The organism is Acinetobacter sp. P8-3-8, from assembly GCF_000214135.1.
Lineage (GTDB): Bacteria > Pseudomonadota > Gammaproteobacteria > Pseudomonadales > Moraxellaceae > Acinetobacter.
The window spans coordinates 1-15,729 of record NZ_AFIE01000027.1; the positions used below are offsets into that span (position 1 = coordinate 1).

The following is a 15,729-nucleotide window of genomic DNA, read 5'->3' on the forward strand; positions in this document are numbered from 1 at the left end:
TTAAAAAGGCTAACTGATCAGCATCACTCAAACGAGTGGCTTTTTACTGTCTTTAAGAAGTTTTAACGAATTAAAACTTCTTAAAACCTTTATTCACAACAAAAGGTTTTTTCTTTTCAGCTTGTTCACTACGTTCTTCACGATCTGAATAATCACGGCGTTCATTGAAACTAGGGCGACCTTCAGAACGTTTATTTTGACCATAACGATTTTCAGAACGATCATTGTTATAGCTATTGCCACGATTGTCAGAACGGTTATCTGAACGATTGTTGTTATAGCTATTTCCACCTGAACGTGCTTTGTTAAAGCGATTTTCTGAGCGCTCGTTGCGATTGTCAGAACGTTCATTACGGTTATCAGAACGGTTTTGACCGTATTGATTGCCTTGATAACCACTTGGTTGAGCATCATGTCCGTTTTGATTCAATTCGCCTTCGCTATCACGACGTTGCTGACGTAAGAACCCACCACGACGTGCAGCCATAGGTTTATCTTGCATACGTTCAGTACGACGTTTTGCCATACCAAATAGGCCAGTACCTTGACGTGGTTTAAGCTCAACTGCTTTAGTTAGATTGTCGATATCATTTTTATCGAGTTCCATCCAACGACCAGTACGAAGCTCACGTGGTAAAATAACAGTACCGTAACGTGTACGTAATAAACGACTGACTTTTAAACCTTGTGATTCAAAGATACGACGAACCTCACGGTTACGACCTTCTTTCACGACAACTTGATACCAACGGTTAATCCCTTCACCACCAATTTCAGTGAAAGATTCAAACTTGGCAGGGCCATCATCTAAAACAACACCTTTGATCATGTTGTTTTTCAATTGAGGTGTCACTTCACCCATCACACGTACAGCGTATTCACGTTCAACTTCATTTGATGGATGCATCAAGCGATTGGCAAGTTCACCATCATTTGTGAATAGTAATAAACCTGTAGAGTTGATATCTAAACGACCCACCATAACCCAACGGTCATTGGCAATGGTTGGAAGATGTTCAAAAACAGTCGGGCGAGATTCTGGATCGTTACGTGAACAGATTTCACCTTCAGGCTTATAGTAAATCAAAACACGACGACGAATTTCATCTTCAATTTGGAACTGAACTTTACGACCATCGATGCGAAGCTCATCTGTTGGTTCGATACGCTCACCCACTTGAGCAACCTGCCCATTGACACTTACACGACCAGCCGCAATGACCTCTTCCATATAACGGCGAGAGCCCAAACCAACTCGTGCGAGTACCTTTTGCAATTTTTCACTCATGACAGCATAACCTTAGAAATAATCATCAACAGTGCACCTATTTAAGACTTTGGAGCTTGCGCATCCAGAGCCATAAAAGCTTCCTTGGCGTCCTGCAGGGGAGGCAATTGATCTAGAGAAATTAGACCAAAAGCATTTAAAAATTGTGGCGTTGTGACTAACAACGCGGGTCTTCCAGGGAGTTCTCGAAAACCAGATTCTTTAATCCAGTTCCAATCGAATAATGTTCTGAGTATCTGACTATTATTCGTGACTCCACGTATTTGCTCGATATCAGCACGTGTTACGGGCTGATGGTAAGCGATCACTGCAACAGTTTCTAACAGTGACGGAGATAATCTTGTTGGTCGATCTGGCCAAACCTGCGCAATCACATTTCGATATTTTGCACGAACTTGAAAGCGATAGCCTAAAGCGGTTTCTACCAGTTCAATCGAACGACCATGTTGCAAAATAGACAATTGTTGCAAATGTTGGCGTAATTGCTGTTTAGAATATTGGTCTTGAAAAGCTTCTTTTAAACGAGCCAATGATACTGGCGCATCACTTGCAAAGATAATCGCTTCCAATTGCATTAAAACTTCGTGATGGTGATCATGTTGAGAGCCATCAACATTGAAAGCATTATTTTGATCAATGGTCATGCATACGCTCCTTGAATCGAAAGCGGAGCTTCAACACCTGAAGAAATAATTTGAACTTTTTGCTGACGGGTTAATTCTAAAATTGCCATAAAAGTAACGACCATACCCATACGACCTTGGCTTGGCTTAAGTAACGCTTGAAAATTCAGCACTTCGCCTGTTTTAACCATTTGTTCAATATAGGCGATCCGCTCCTCAAGTAAAACAGGTTCTTGTTCGATTTTGTGTATAACGGGTTCTGGACGATTGAAAATGCAGAATAATGCATCTCTTAACATTTCAACTTCATAACCTTCATATACTTTGGGAATATGACCAATTGATACACTGGTCATATAAGTATCTCGATCTAAAACAGGCATTTGACCTAAACGTTCAGCCGCTTTTTTGATGCGTAAATAGGTTTCTAAGCGGTCGATTAATTCTTGTTTTGGATCTTTTTCAATATTTACAGCTTTAGGTTTTGGTAATAACAAACGAGATTTTAAATCTGCTAACAAAGCTGCCATCACCATATAGTCTGCGGTCAACTCGATATTCAAAGACTTCATATTGTCCATATACGACAAATATTGAGCCGCAATCGGGGCGATATCGAGTTGTAATAAATCAAAACCGTTTTTTTGAATCAAATAAATTAAAAAGTCGAGTGGTCCTTCGAAATGTTCAAGCAGAATTTCGAATGCAGCAGGTGGAATATATAAATCCTCTGGAATGGTTTCTTGCCATTCATCCAAAACTCGGATATGGGAAACCAATTCCATAGAATCATGCGATGTTTGAGTCATTACAATTTATTAGCCACGCGAATTTTCAAAGGCATGTTTTATCCGTACTACCACACAATGAAACGAGTACATTGGAGAGAGGTGGAGACGAATTACAGAAAGATAGTAAGCCTATTTTAAAGTAAAAGCACGTAGGAATACATTGCTAAATTATAAAAAACGATAAAAACCTGAAAATAAATAGGGAATTTTTGAGTTTAGATTACGAATAAAAACGATTTTGATAATATCCGTTTGTTTTCTATAGTTGATTTAATTAGCCATCAATTTTGTATTTTACAGAAATGACTTATTTTAAGCTTGTTGAGATATTTTGTCATAACGATATTCTAAAATATGTATTCTGATAATGAACACATTTGTAAGCATTACCATCAATAAATAAAACCAACCCACATACTTTTGATTTTGATATTGTTCCATAAGTTCTGAAAAAGATAATTCTTCTGTTGCTGTTTTTAAATTGAGTAGAAGTACATTTTGATCTGAGAAATACGGGGGATTAGAAAAATATTTAATTTGGGAAAATTGCTGCTCAAATTTTTCTAATTGTGTGCAGCCTCTTTTAGCTTTAAGAAAATCGCACCTAATTTTGAATTGAGGCTGTCCTTGTTGGTCTAATAATTCAATATCAGTGTAATAAGCTGCATTTCTACCTGAACCAGTCTGGTATTTATTGATATGAATCGTCCCTTTAGCTTCTTTATGAGTCGCTGTTAATTCTGCGACAGGTAATACTTTGATGGCTTTGAAGGTTGAAAGCGTCGTAAAAAGACTCATGTTAGTAATGCCTAGTGCTCCAATCATAATGATGCAAGTCAGGAGGAAAGACTCCTTTTTTTCATTTATGTCTTTAGTTTTATTTTTAAAAATAACTAAGCTTGAAAATAGTAAAAAGAAAAAAGGAGCTAACCCCATAAAGTCTAAGCTATTAAAAATATCAAACCCAATAAATATAGCTAACATGATTAATGTATAAGTAATCGAAAAATAAGCATTATTTTTTAGGATTTGATAAGCTTCTTGAGTTTTTCTTAGATTTCTCATGGATTTCCATTGTTTTTATATTTAGCTTTCATTGAATAAAAAATCCCGCCATGAAAGACGGGATTTTAAAGACTTACCAGCTTAAAGCACCGCCAGTTTGATAGTCTGTTACACGTGTTTCAAAGAAATTCTTCTCTTTACGTAAGTCCATCATTTCAGACATCCACTGGAACGGGTTATTCACACCAGCAAACTGTTCAGGTAAACCTAACTGAGCTAAACGACGGTTACAGATGAATTTTAAATATTCTTCCATCATTGCAGCATTCATACCCAATACACCACGTGGCATGGTGTCACGCGCATATTCGATCTCAAGCATTGTTCCTTCAAGAATCATTTGAATGATTTCTTCTTGGAATTCAGCAGTCCACAAGCTTGGGTTTTCAATCTTGATTTGGTTAATCATGTCGATACCAAAGTTCAAGTGCATAGATTCATCACGTAAAATATATTGGAATTGCTCAGCAACACCATTCATTTTATTACGACGGCCCATAGACAAGATTTGGCTGAAACCACAGTAGAAGAAGATCCCTTCAAGTACACAGTAGAATGCAATCAAGTTACGAAGTAAGATTTGATCGTTTTCAGGTGTACCTGTTTTGAAAGTAGGATCACACAAAGATTGAGTATACTTCAAGCCCCATGCTGCCTTACGCGCAACCGATGGAACTTCGCGATACATATTGAAGACTTCGCCTTCATCCATACCTAAAGATTCGATGCAGTATTGGTAAGCATGTGTATGAATCGCTTCTTCAAATGCTTGACGCAAAATGTATTGGCGACATTCAGGGTTGGTAATATGACGGTAAATCGCCAAAACCAAGTTATTAGCAACCAATGAGTCCGCAGTTGAGAAGAAACCTAAAGAACGCATAACAATGGTACGCTCATCTTCAGTTAAGCCATTTTCAGACTTCCAAAGTGCGATGTCATGGTTCATGTTCACTTCTTGTGGCATCCAGTGGTTTGCACAACCATCTAGATATTTTTGCCAAGCCCATTCATATTTGAATGGAACAAGTTGGTTTAAGTCTGCACGACAGTTGATCATCGCTTTATCGTCAACTTGTACGCGCTGAGCACCCATTTCAAGCTCTTCTAAGCCAGGTGCAACATCCAAACTTTCTAAGGCGTTAGATGCTCTTGCCAACGAATCGGTTGGATTTGTTGCTCGATTTGCACTGGTTCTAGCGGGTTGTGTAGCTGCCACACTCTGCGATGACTGTTTTGCATCAGATACCATCTGCGAATCAGTCGTTTTTTTCGGTTCGACGGGCGCAGGCTGGTGAGCTTGTGCAGCTTGTTTCGGTTCATCATCTTCAAAATCGTCCCAACTAAGGATAGACATCGTTGTTCTCTCTTCGTTGTTAATATTTGTTCAACATCTTACAAACGAAGATGTGACTACTATACGCTTATTCTGTGTAAGCAAAATTAAGTTTTGCCGATAGCTGAGCTGTTCTTGTTCGAAAGAACAGATATCTACACTACTTATTTTGATTACGCTTTTGCTGTTTACGGATTGCAATAAATGCATAAACCGCAGGTATATAAAAAATTAAAAAGGCTAAGATCAGTGCGATTACGCCTAACTCGTAGTTATGACTTAAATGGAACATTTCTTAGCCTTTTATAATTTCAGATTTTTTGAATCCCCCCCTTGCGGAACTCATCGTTCCTCACCTTTTGCAAAGGGGGACTTGCATCCCGCCATTTGCTTCGAGGAGTCTCCCTCCTTTGAAAAAAGGTGAGTAGCATTGCTACGCAAGGGAGGATCAAAAAATTACTGACAAGCTTCACAATCAGGATTGTCGATTGAGCATGCCATTGGTACTGGAGCAGCTTGAGAGAAACCATCTTCTTCAGCAACAACTTCCGCTTTAACTTCTGGCGCTACCGCAGCGACTGGAGCAGCAACAGTTGTCGGTTTAACAGCGTTTAATGCACCTGTGTTGATCGTAGATTTCTCAGCAGATGTCGCACCTAATGCACGGAGGTAATAAGTGGTTTTAAGACCACGTAACCACGCCATTTTATAAGTGATGTCCAGTTTCTTACCATTTGCACCAGAGATGTAAAGGTTAAGTGACTGAGCTTGATCAATCCATTTTTGACGGCGAGAAGCTGCATCAACGATCCAACGTGTATCCACTTCAAACGCAGTTGCAAAAATTGCTTTTAATTCTTCAGGAATACGGGCAATTTTTTGTACTGAACCTTCAAAGTGTTTCAAGTCATTAACCATTACAGAGTCCCAAAGACCACGATCTTTTAACGCACGTACTAAGTACGGGTTGATCACTGTAAACTCACCAGAAAGGTTAGATTTTACATATAAGTTTTGGAAAGTCGGTTCGATTGACTGAGAAACGCCACAAATATTCGAAATCGTTGCAGTTGGTGCAATCGCCATCACATTTGAGTTGCGCATACCATCTTTTTGAACTTTGGCACGTAATGTGTCCCAATCCAAACGTTGTGTACGGTCAACTTCAAACATGCGTTCAGGACGAGACTTCGCAACGATGTCTAAAGAATCGATAGGTAGAATCCCTTGATCCCACAATGAGCCTTTGAATGTTGAATAAACGCCACGTTCAACAGCTAAATCACTCGAAGTTTGGATAGCGAAGTAGCTAATCACTTCCATAGATTCATCAGCAAAGTCTACCGCTGCATCAGAACCATAACCCATACCCAATTCATATAAAGCATCTTGGAAGCCCATGATACCCATACCGACTGGACGGTGTTTCATATTTGAATTACGTGCTTGTTCAACTGCATAGTAGTTAATGTCAATCACGTTATCGAGCATGCGAACAGCAGTTTTTACTGTACGTGCCAATTTCTCACGGTCTAATGCACCACCTTGAACGTGTTGAACAAGGTTGATCGAACCTAAGTTACATACTGCAATTTCATCTTTATTGGTATTTAAAGTGATTTCAGTACATAAGTTTGATGAATGCACGACACCCACGTGTTGTTGTGGTGAACGTAAGTTACAAACATCTTTGAAGGTGATCCAAGGGTGACCAGTTTCAAACAACATAGATAGCATTTTGCGCCATAAGTCTTTCGCACGGATTTTCTTATGAAGCATGTTGCTTTCTTTGGCAACGCCTTCGTAGTACGCATAGCGTTCAGCGAATTCAACACCAGTCAAATCATGTAAGTCAGGTGTTTCAGATGGTGTGAATAAAGTCCATTCAGCATCTTCAATCACACGTTGCATGAATAAGTCTGGAACCCAGTTTGCAGTATTCATGTCATGGGTACGACGACGGTCGTCACCTGTGTTTTTACGAAGCTCTAGGAATTCTTCGATGTCTAAGTGCCAAGTTTCAAGGTATGCACATACTGCGCCTTTACGCTTACCACCTTGGTTTACTGCAACAGCAGTGTCATTGGCAACTTTAAGGAAAGGCACAACACCTTGTGACTTACCATTTGTTCCTTTGATATATGAATTCAAGGCACGAACAGGCGTCCAGTCATTACCTAAACCACCCGCCCATTTAGAAAGGAGGGCATTATCACGCATCGCACCATAGATGTCATAAAGGTCATCTTGGATTGTCGTTAAATAACAGCTTGATAACTGTGGACGTAATGTCCCTGAGTTAAACAATGTCGGGGTAGACGCCATATAATCGAAGCTAGACAATAAGTCATAGAATTCGATTGCACGGTCTTCACGATTTTCTTCATTTAACGAAAGACCCATCGAAACACGCATGAAGAACAATTGCGGAAGTTCGAAGCGCACATCATTAGAATGAATGAAGTAACGATCAAATAAAGTTTGTAAACCTAAATAGGTAAATTGGTTTGAACGCTCAGGTTTGATCGCAGCAGCCAATTTAGCAAGGTCAAAGTTTAAAAGCTCTGGAGATAGAAGCTCGAGCTCGATCCCTTTCTTCAAATAAGTTTCGAGTGCATCGCCTTCAATGGTATCTGTTGCTAAACCTAAAAATTTAAGACCAGTTGCAACCAAGTCATCACGCAATAAACGTGCAGTCACATAGGTATAGTTTGGTTCTTGTTCGATACGGGTACGAGTCGCCATCATCATCGTTGTAGAGATGTCTGACTGTTTTACACCGTTATATAAGTTTTTAACTGTTTCATCGACAATGGCTTGAACGTCAATCCCTTCTAGGCCTTCGCTTGCTTTTTCAATCGTGGCTTGAAGTTTACCTAAATCTAGAGGTTGAAGCTGACCATTCGTATCTAAGATTTGTAGGGTCGGATGATGATGAGCACCCGTTTGTTTACGTGCTTCAGAACGTTGCTCACGATAAATCACATAAGCACGTGCAACTTTTTGTTCACCAGTACGCATAAGCGCCAATTCAACTTGATCTTGAATTTCTTCAATGTGAATTGTTCCACCAGAAGGCAAACGGCGATTAAAAGTATTCATAACCATTTCTGTTAATTGTGCAATACGGTCATGAATTCGGCTTGAGTCAGCACTTTGTTGGCCTTCAACAGCTAAAAAAGCTTTACCAATTGCTACAGAGATTTTATCTGCATCAAAAGTGGCAACGTCGCCAGTGCGTTTAATCACTTGCAGTTGACCTGGGGTTGTAATGGCGTTCATTGTCAGCGTAGCTCCATTGTCATCATTGTTATGTTTATGGACCATTTGAATCGGACAGACTACACAAAAATGTTGTCACGATATTTGAGGACTAAACACAATACTTAGTGGTTTAATTTAATTTAGAACACAAGATACGGTAATTTTTAAGGTAGATCAATATTGACATTTTAAGAATGTTTTATCCCTAAACAGTAAATTTTTATTTGCTTCTTTCTTCCTAAAAGAACCGTTTTTGTTATATGCCTTATTTGACAAGGGCATAGCATAACAAAGTCCGCAAAGAGTGCTTATAGATAAGTGTGTGGATAAGTCAAAAAGCGATAAACTGTTTAGACATAATATGAACAATGAAATATTTTGTTTAAAAAACTATCTGGTTAAGGCGTGTAAACGAGAATTTTAAAATAAAGCCGATTTATGCAGGAAAAGTGTCAATAATTCAATAATTAATAAAAATATAACAAATTGATGCGCTCATGTATCAGTTTGGTGAATGAGGTCTTGTTTACATTGTAAACGTGTGTATATTGCAAAACATAGTGTGTTGAATCTGCGAGATTTGTACGCAGATACCGAAATTAAATACAGGGGCAAATAGATGAGCCAAGAAGAAAAGTTACCTAAAATTTTAATCGTTGAAGATGATGAGCGTCTGGCTCGCTTGACTCAAGAATATTTAATTCGTAACGGATTAGAAGTTGGGGTAGAACCAGATGGTAACCGTGCCATCCGTCGAATTATTGCGGAACAGCCTGATTTGGTTGTACTTGATGTAATGTTGCCGGGTGCAGATGGCTTAACAGTTTGTCGTGAAGTACGTCCACATTATCATCAACCGATCTTGATGTTGACAGCGCGTACTGAAGATATGGACCAAGTGCTTGGTTTGGAAATGGGTGCGGATGACTATGTCGCTAAACCTGTACAACCACGTGTTTTACTTGCTCGTATCCGTGCATTATTGCGCCGTACCGACAAAGCACCTGAAGATGAAGTGGCACAACGTATCGAATTTGATGATCTCGTGATCGATAATGGTGGACGTTCAGTGACATTGAATGGTGAGCTTGTAGACTTCACTAGCGCTGAATATGATTTGTTATGGTTATTGGCTTCAAATGCAGGTCGTATTCTTTCTCGTGAAGATATCTTCGAGCGTTTACGTGGTATCGAATACGATGGTCAAGACCGTTCAATCGATGTACGTATTTCACGTATTCGTCCAAAAATTGGTGATGATCCTGAAAATCCAAAACGTATTAAAACAGTACGTAGTAAAGGTTATCTTTTTGTTAAAGAAACCAATGGTCTTTAAGCAATTTAATCCCTTCTTGTGTCATTCCTTCTAAGGACAACTTTGGTGTCAAAACACAGCATATTCCTGCGTATCTACGCAGGACTTGTTATTCTTGTGGTTTTAGTCGCGCTATTTGGTTATTTGTTGGTGCAAATCATCAACTACCAACGTGCGCAAGAATATCGTGAATCATTGACCGATGGTATTTCGTTTGTCATCAGTGAAGGTGTGGCACGTCAGCAGACTGAACAGCAACGATTAGATTGGATTTCTGATGCATCAGATTTATTGGAATTACCCATTTATTATCTCGATGCACAAAAAGTTGATTTGTCGCGGACTGAAGAAAAGCGCATAGAAAGTCAAAAGGCTGTGGTGCGCTATGATGCTGAACAGGGGATTGCCTATTTAGTGATTGGGATTCGTAATGATCCTAAGCACTATCTATATATTAAAGTAGATCAAATCGGTGAGCGCCAAATGAAGGCCTTGCCCGTCTTTATTCTGGATTATTTGGTTTATTATCCGGGGCAAGAGCGCGAATATCTTAAAAAAATCCAACAGCATTTTTACTATAATGTTGGTGTAGAAAAAATTTCTCAGCTGAATTTAGATTCAGAGCAAATTGGACGTTTACGTTCAGACCAAAGTGTCATTCTATGGCGTGATAGCGCTACAGCACGTGGTACAACAATCTCCATCGTTTCTCCATTACCAAATTCACCAAGTGATGTATTGGTCATGGGGCCAGTACCAATGTTTAACTGGATGCCTGTCAAACTTGCAGCGGGTATTACATTGTTGAGTATGTTCTTACTGTGCTTGGGTGTTTACGGTTTGATTGTGCCAATGCAGCGTAAGTTGAAACAGGTCAATGAAGCATTAGACATCATGAAAACAGGTGATATGTCACAACGTGTGCCTGTGGAAGGTCATGATGAAATGGCAAGCTTGGCAACCAGTTATAACAGCATGTCTGATCATATCCAGCGTTTGATTGAGGCTCAACGTGAGTTGATGCGAGCGGTATCGCATGAGTTGCGTACACCTGTTGCGCGAATACGCTTTGGTATGGAAATGTTGGCGGACGAAGAGGATTATGAGTATCGCTTACAACAAGTTGAAATGATTGATAAAGATATTGAAGCACTCAATACGCTTATTGATGAAATCATGACTTATGCCAAGTTGGAGCAGGGCACGCCTTCTTTAGATTTTGAAAAAGTTGCTTTGGTTGATGTTTTACAACAAGTTGCAACTGAAACAGAAGCTTTGAAAACTCAGAAAATTATTCATTTAAATCCACTTGCTCCAGACGTTATTGTAGATGCAGAGCGTCGTTATCTGCATCGTGTGGTACAGAATCTAGTGGGTAATGCTGTGCGTTATTGTGATAATCAAGTCAATATTAGCGGTGGTATTAATCATCAAAATAAAATGGCTTATGTATGCATTGAAGATGATGGGCCAGGGATTCCTGAGGAAGATCGTAAGCGTGTCTTTGAAGCATTTGCACGTTTAGATGATAGTCGTACACGGGCTTCGGGTGGTTATGGTTTAGGATTGTCGATTGTAAGTCGAATCGCATATTGGTTTGGTGGCACGATTCAGGTTGATCAAAGCCCTGAATTAGGCGGTGCACGATTTACCATGTCATGGCCAGTCAATCGTTTTAAAAAGAAAAAAATCTAATTGTGAAATTGTGAATCAGCAAGCACTCAAATGTAGTATTTGAATTAAAAAATGGGCAAAGACTAAGCCAATAAAAAAGCGCCAAATTGTTTGGCGCTTTTTTTGATGTTTTTGAATTTTAAATGCTTATATTTAAAATATGGATGGATTATTCCAACAGTGTCGCATCTGGTACGATAAACGGCTTGCCTTCTTTTAATGCTTCTAAAGCATCTGCATTAAAATCAATCAATAAGCTATTTTGTTCAGCATCAATTTTAAAACCACTGATAATTTTCTGATCACCATTGATTGTGTCGATGCGATATTCATCGGCAATATTCAAAATACCTTCTAAATTTGTTGTCGTAGCTGCTAAATCTTGACGGAAAAGTTCGTAAATATCTCTTAGATCAAAAATTGCATTTTGTGCATCAGGGTGCTTTTTGACATAGGTTTCGATATGGCGAATGATTAATTGAGCAAATAAAAAGTAATTTGGTTTACTTGAGAATTCCACGTTGTTCAGCTCCTACGTTATAGGTTTGAAATTATTGATAAGTTATTGATGCTTAGCATACACAGAAAATCATTCATTGTTGTATAAAGTTAATTAATCCATGTTGTCAAATTGAAATTTTTCAATGGGTAAAAATGGATTGATTGTTTTAAGGTAGGTGAAAAGTAGGCATCGTCATTGTTTTATGCTTTATTTAAAAGAATTTGCTTTTATAAGTAGTATTAATTGTGATAAAAAATATTATTAAAATTTAAAAATATTGTTTTAATGTTTGTATTTTATCTCATATTGATAATTTGACTAAATTGTCTTGAGCTTTAGTCTGTTTTGTAACATAGAGTGTAACAAAATGTTTAATTTTTAAAAATCTCAAATTCGCATGAAAAATTGATCTTATGCTACAAAAAATTGAAAAAAACGGCTTTTTAAAGTCCTGAGAACAGAACTAAGCTACTGATTTGTTATTTTTAATTTATGTGCTGTATTTATAGTTCGGAAAATATAATGATAATAGAGGTTTATATTTAATAAAACGATAAAAAGTGGCTGTATTGGCTTAAATGATGCGGAATTATGTATTTTGCATAAAAAATCATCCGAAAGACTTAGAGTGATTAACTAGCAACAGATGACATCAATCGGGTACAATTAGTCAGATTTATTTTGTGTATGGTGTATTTACTAGGCCAATACATACATTCTTTGTTAATAATAGGCCTGCCAGGAGTTATCCCCGCATGAGTGCCATTACTCCATACGATTGGGCGATTATTGCCTTCGTGATCGGCGTTACATTTCTATGTGTCTTTATGCTTACAGTTCCTTTACTCCTTGGGGGTAAATCGTGGGGACGTGCGAAGCAAGAGCAATTTGAATCAGGTGTGGTAAGTGCTGGTGGTGCACGTATCCGCTTATCTGCAAAATTTTATTTGGTTGCAATCTTCTTTGTCGTGTTCGACTTAGAAGCGCTGTACTTATACGCATGGGCGAACTCTGTTCGTGAAGTGGGTTGGGTTGGTTTTGCAACTGCGGCTGTATTTATTTTAGTTTTGCTTGTTGGTTTGGTTTATGAACTTTCAACTGGCGCACTTAACTGGGCACCTTCAGATCGTCGTAAAGCAGCAGGTATCAAACCTAAAGTAGGTTCTCCGAATATGGACCTTGCAGAAATTACCCGCTTCAATTCTATTGAAGAGTTAGTGATTGACCCTACAGGTACAATTCCAGCTCAATCATCAGGTCGTGTGAAATCTAAATCTCCGACTATGTCACTGAATAAGGAGTAACTCGGGAATGAAATATACGTTAACCCGTGCGAATCCAGAAGCTGAGCAATATCCACTTCAAGATCGTCAAATTGTGACTGATCCACTTGAAGAAGAAGTGAATAAAAATGTGTTCATGACTCGTTTAGAGGATGTGGCGCATACAGCTGTGAACTGGGGCCGTAAAAATTCATTATGGCCTTTTAACTTTGGTACATCATGCTGTTACGTAGAATACGCAACAACTTTAACAGGTGTGCATGACTTATCTCGTTTCGGTGCCGAAGTTATTCGTGCTTCACCACGTCAAGCTGACTTAATGATCGTTGCAGGTACATGCTTTGTAAAAATGGCACCTGTAATTCAACGTTTGTATGAACAAATGCTTGAGCCTAAATGGGTGATCTCAATGGGTGCTTGTGCAAACTCTGGTGGTATGTACGATATTTATTCAGTTGTGCAAGGTGTGGATAAGATTATTCCTGTTGACGTGTACGTTCCAGGTTGTCCGCCTCGTCCTGAAGCATTGATCCAAGCATTAATGTTATTACAAGACCAAATTCAATTAGAGCGTCGTCCACTTTCTGCGGTAATCGGTGATGATCTTAAGCCAGTGTATAAGCCAAAGATGATGCCTGAACGTGACCGTAAGAATGCTGAACGTATTGCAGTTAAAAACTTACGCTCTATGGACGAAATTGAGTAATTTTTACTGATGAATGTTTGACATATCTGATGGATATGATCATCAGGAAATTTCACAGAATTTGTATTAAATAGGAAGCCAAGCCAATGGCTGAAACTGAAATTGCTATGCCAGAATCAACTCCAGTTGATTCACGCCCAGCATTTGCGATTGTAGAAGATCTCAAAGCCAAATTTGGCGAGAACTTTTACGTGCAACCGACGTTTGAAGATTTTCCAACGGTCTGGGTTGAACGCGCACGTGTACAAGACGTTTTAATGTACCTGCGTAAAGTGTCACGTCCTTATGTGATGCTGTTTGACTTGTCAGCAGTAGATGAGCGTTTACGTACTCATCGTGAGGATTTACCTGCATCTGACTTTACGGTTTTCTATCACTTGCTTTCTTTGGAACGCAATAGTGATATTCGTATTAAAGTGGCGTTGAGTGAGAATGATCTTAATATTCCAACTGCGACCAATATTTGGCCAAATGCTAACTGGTACGAACGTGAAGCTTACGATATGTTTGGGATCAATTTCGAGGGGCATCCAATGCTTCGTCGTATTTTGTTACCGACGTATTGGGAAGGTCATCCACTGCGTAAAGAATACTCTGCACGTGCGACTGAATACACGCCGTACATGCAAGACAAAGCAAAGCAAGATTTTGAACAAGAACATCTTCGTTTCGTACCAGAAGACTGGGGTCTGACTCGTGGTAATGACGATGAAGATTTCATGTTCCTTAACTTAGGTCCTAACCATCCATCTGCTCACGGTGCATTCCGTGTGATTTTGCAGCTTGATGGCGAAGAAGTGAAAGACTGTGTACCTGATATTGGTTATCACCACCGTGGTGTGGAAAAGATGGCTGAACGTCAGACTTGGCACTCTTTCATTCCGTATACAGACCGTGTCGACTACTTGGGTGGTTGTGCGCAAAACATGCCTTATGTGATGGGTGTGGAGCAAATGGCGGGAATCACTGTTCCTGACCGTGCACAGTGTATCCGTGTCATGATGTCTGAATTATTCCGTATCAATAACCACTTGTTGTATATCGGTACTGCGATTCAGGATGCGGGTGGTATGACACCAGTATTCTATATGTTTGCGGATCGTCAAAAAATCTATGACGCGATTGAAGCGATCACAGGTTTCCGTATGCATCCAGCATGGTTCCGTATCGGTGGTACAGCGCACGACTTACCAAATAACTGGCAAAAACTCATTCGTGAAATTCTCGAATGGATGCCAAGTCGTATGAATGAATACTACAAAGCTGCGTTACGTAACTCAGTATTCATTGGTCGTACCCGTAATGTTGCGCAATACGATGCAAAATCTGCATTGGCTTGGGGTGTAACAGGTACAGGTTTACGTGCAACAGGTATTGATTTTGACGTTCGTAAATATCGTCCATACAGTGGCTACGAAAACTATGATTTCGAAGTGCCATTAGAGTATGAAGGCGATGCTTATGCGCGTGTGATGGTGCATTTCCATGAAATTAACCAATCATTGAAGATTGTTAAGCAATGTTTGGATAATATGCCATCTGGTCCGTATAAAGCAGATCATCCATTGGCTGTTCCACCACCAAAAGACAAGACTTTACAAGATATTGAAACTTTGATTACGCACTTCTTGAGCGTGTCATGGGGTCCTGTAATGCCAGCAGGCGAAGCGTCTGTAATGGCTGAAGTTGTGAAAGGTGCATCTAACTACTACTTGACTTCTGATAAGTCAACGATGAGTTACCGTACCCGTATTCGTACGCCAACATTCACACATTTGCAGCAAATTCCTTCCGTGATTAACGGCAGTCTTGTATCTGACTTGATCATTTATTTAGCGACTATTGACGTCGTTATGGCTGACGTGGATCGCTAGGGGTAGAC

At 39.3% G+C, this 15,729-nt stretch carries 12 protein-coding genes and 1 pseudogene; 5 read left to right on the top strand and 8 right to left on the bottom strand.

What is annotated here, in order from left to right:
* Positions 1 to 442: 442 nt before the first annotated feature.
* The 7 genes and pseudogenes from rluB to GGG_RS0111735 form a co-directional block, all read right to left on the bottom strand.
* Positions 443 to 1,288 (bottom strand): annotated as a pseudogene (gene rluB / locus GGG_RS19740) (23S rRNA pseudouridine(2605) synthase RluB); the annotation flags it as partial.
* 41 nt (positions 1,289 to 1,329) lie between these two features.
* On the bottom strand, positions 1,330 to 1,932 hold the full coding sequence (gene scpB / locus GGG_RS0111710) for an SMC-Scp complex subunit ScpB (RefSeq protein ID WP_010115100.1): 603 nt from the start codon (positions 1,930 to 1,932) through the stop codon (positions 1,330 to 1,332).
* Positions 1,929 to 2,720 (bottom strand): ScpA family protein, encoded by a 792-nt coding sequence (locus GGG_RS0111715; RefSeq protein WP_010115101.1) that lies wholly within the window; start codon positions 2,718 to 2,720, stop codon positions 1,929 to 1,931. Before GGG_RS0111715 ends, scpB begins: the two co-directional genes overlap by 4 nt.
* 294 nt (positions 2,721 to 3,014) lie before the next feature.
* The gene (locus GGG_RS0111720; RefSeq protein WP_010115102.1) at positions 3,015 to 3,767 is read right to left on the bottom strand and encodes a hypothetical protein; all 753 of its coding nucleotides are present in this window, start codon (positions 3,765 to 3,767) and stop codon (positions 3,015 to 3,017) included.
* A 73-nt stretch (positions 3,768 to 3,840) separates the two neighbouring features.
* Positions 3,841 to 5,124, bottom strand: coding sequence for a ribonucleotide-diphosphate reductase subunit beta (locus tag GGG_RS0111725; RefSeq protein WP_010115103.1), 1,284 nt, complete (start codon positions 5,122 to 5,124; stop codon positions 3,841 to 3,843).
* 139 nt (positions 5,125 to 5,263) lie between these two features.
* Positions 5,264 to 5,395 carry a hypothetical protein gene (locus tag GGG_RS20685; protein WP_010115104.1) on the bottom strand — a complete coding sequence of 44 codons (132 nt, stop codon included), beginning with the start codon at positions 5,393 to 5,395 and terminating at the stop codon, positions 5,264 to 5,266.
* A gap of 164 nt (positions 5,396 to 5,559) precedes the next feature.
* Positions 5,560 to 8,430: a ribonucleoside-diphosphate reductase subunit alpha gene (locus tag GGG_RS0111735; RefSeq protein ID WP_081399944.1), complete on the bottom strand. Its 2,871-nt coding sequence runs from the start codon at positions 8,428 to 8,430 to the stop codon at positions 5,560 to 5,562.
* Positions 8,431 to 8,986: 556 nt separating this feature from the next.
* Between GGG_RS0111735 and bfmR the strand changes: the two genes are divergently transcribed.
* Both bfmR and bfmS read left to right on the top strand, forming a co-directional pair.
* A complete protein-coding gene (gene bfmR / locus GGG_RS0111740; protein WP_010115106.1) occupies positions 8,987 to 9,703 on the top strand; it encodes a response regulator transcription factor BfmR in 717 nt (238 codons plus the stop codon).
* Between the two features lie 45 nt (positions 9,704 to 9,748).
* Positions 9,749 to 11,377 (top strand): sensor histidine kinase BfmS, encoded by a 1,629-nt coding sequence (gene bfmS, locus GGG_RS0111745; RefSeq protein WP_029574561.1) that lies wholly within the window; start codon positions 9,749 to 9,751, stop codon positions 11,375 to 11,377.
* Positions 11,378 to 11,525: 148 nt separating this feature from the next.
* On the opposite strand, the gene GGG_RS0111750 is transcribed toward bfmS, so the two are convergent.
* Positions 11,526 to 11,876, bottom strand: a complete 351-nt coding sequence (locus GGG_RS0111750; RefSeq protein ID WP_010115108.1) for a hypothetical protein — start codon at positions 11,874 to 11,876, stop codon at positions 11,526 to 11,528.
* 737 nt (positions 11,877 to 12,613) lie between these two features.
* Between GGG_RS0111750 and ndhC the strand changes: the two genes are divergently transcribed.
* From ndhC to nuoC, 3 genes are all read left to right on the top strand, one after another.
* Positions 12,614 to 13,162, top strand: coding sequence for an NADH-quinone oxidoreductase subunit A (gene ndhC, locus GGG_RS0111755; RefSeq protein WP_010115109.1), 549 nt, complete (start codon positions 12,614 to 12,616; stop codon positions 13,160 to 13,162).
* 7 nt (positions 13,163 to 13,169) lie between these two features.
* The gene (locus GGG_RS0111760; protein ID WP_010115110.1) at positions 13,170 to 13,847 is read left to right on the top strand and encodes an NADH-quinone oxidoreductase subunit B family protein; all 678 of its coding nucleotides are present in this window, start codon (positions 13,170 to 13,172) and stop codon (positions 13,845 to 13,847) included.
* A gap of 86 nt (positions 13,848 to 13,933) precedes the next feature.
* Positions 13,934 to 15,721: an NADH-quinone oxidoreductase subunit C/D gene (nuoC, locus tag GGG_RS0111765; protein WP_010115111.1), complete on the top strand. Its 1,788-nt coding sequence runs from the start codon at positions 13,934 to 13,936 to the stop codon at positions 15,719 to 15,721.
* Positions 15,722 to 15,729: the final 8 nt, after the last annotated feature.

Coding starts and splice junctions, on each gene's coding strand:
- GGG_RS0111735 (WP_081399944.1), bottom strand. CDS start 8,430: ATGGTCCATAAACATAACAATGATGACAATGGAGCTACGCTGACAATG.
- nuoC (WP_010115111.1), top strand. CDS start 13,934: ATGGCTGAAACTGAAATTGCTATGCCAGAATCAACTCCAGTTGATTCA.
- GGG_RS0111760 (WP_010115110.1), top strand. CDS start 13,170: ATGAAATATACGTTAACCCGTGCGAATCCAGAAGCTGAGCAATATCCA.
- GGG_RS20685 (WP_010115104.1), bottom strand. CDS start 5,395: ATGTTCCATTTAAGTCATAACTACGAGTTAGGCGTAATCGCACTGATC.
- GGG_RS0111715 (WP_010115101.1), bottom strand. CDS start 2,720: ATGACTCAAACATCGCATGATTCTATGGAATTGGTTTCCCATATCCGA.
- bfmR (WP_010115106.1), top strand. CDS start 8,987: ATGAGCCAAGAAGAAAAGTTACCTAAAATTTTAATCGTTGAAGATGAT.
- GGG_RS0111725 (WP_010115103.1), bottom strand. CDS start 5,124: ATGTCTATCCTTAGTTGGGACGATTTTGAAGATGATGAACCGAAACAA.
- GGG_RS0111720 (WP_010115102.1), bottom strand. CDS start 3,767: ATGAGAAATCTAAGAAAAACTCAAGAAGCTTATCAAATCCTAAAAAAT.
- ndhC (WP_010115109.1), top strand. CDS start 12,614: ATGAGTGCCATTACTCCATACGATTGGGCGATTATTGCCTTCGTGATC.
- scpB (WP_010115100.1), bottom strand. CDS start 1,932: ATGACCATTGATCAAAATAATGCTTTCAATGTTGATGGCTCTCAACAT.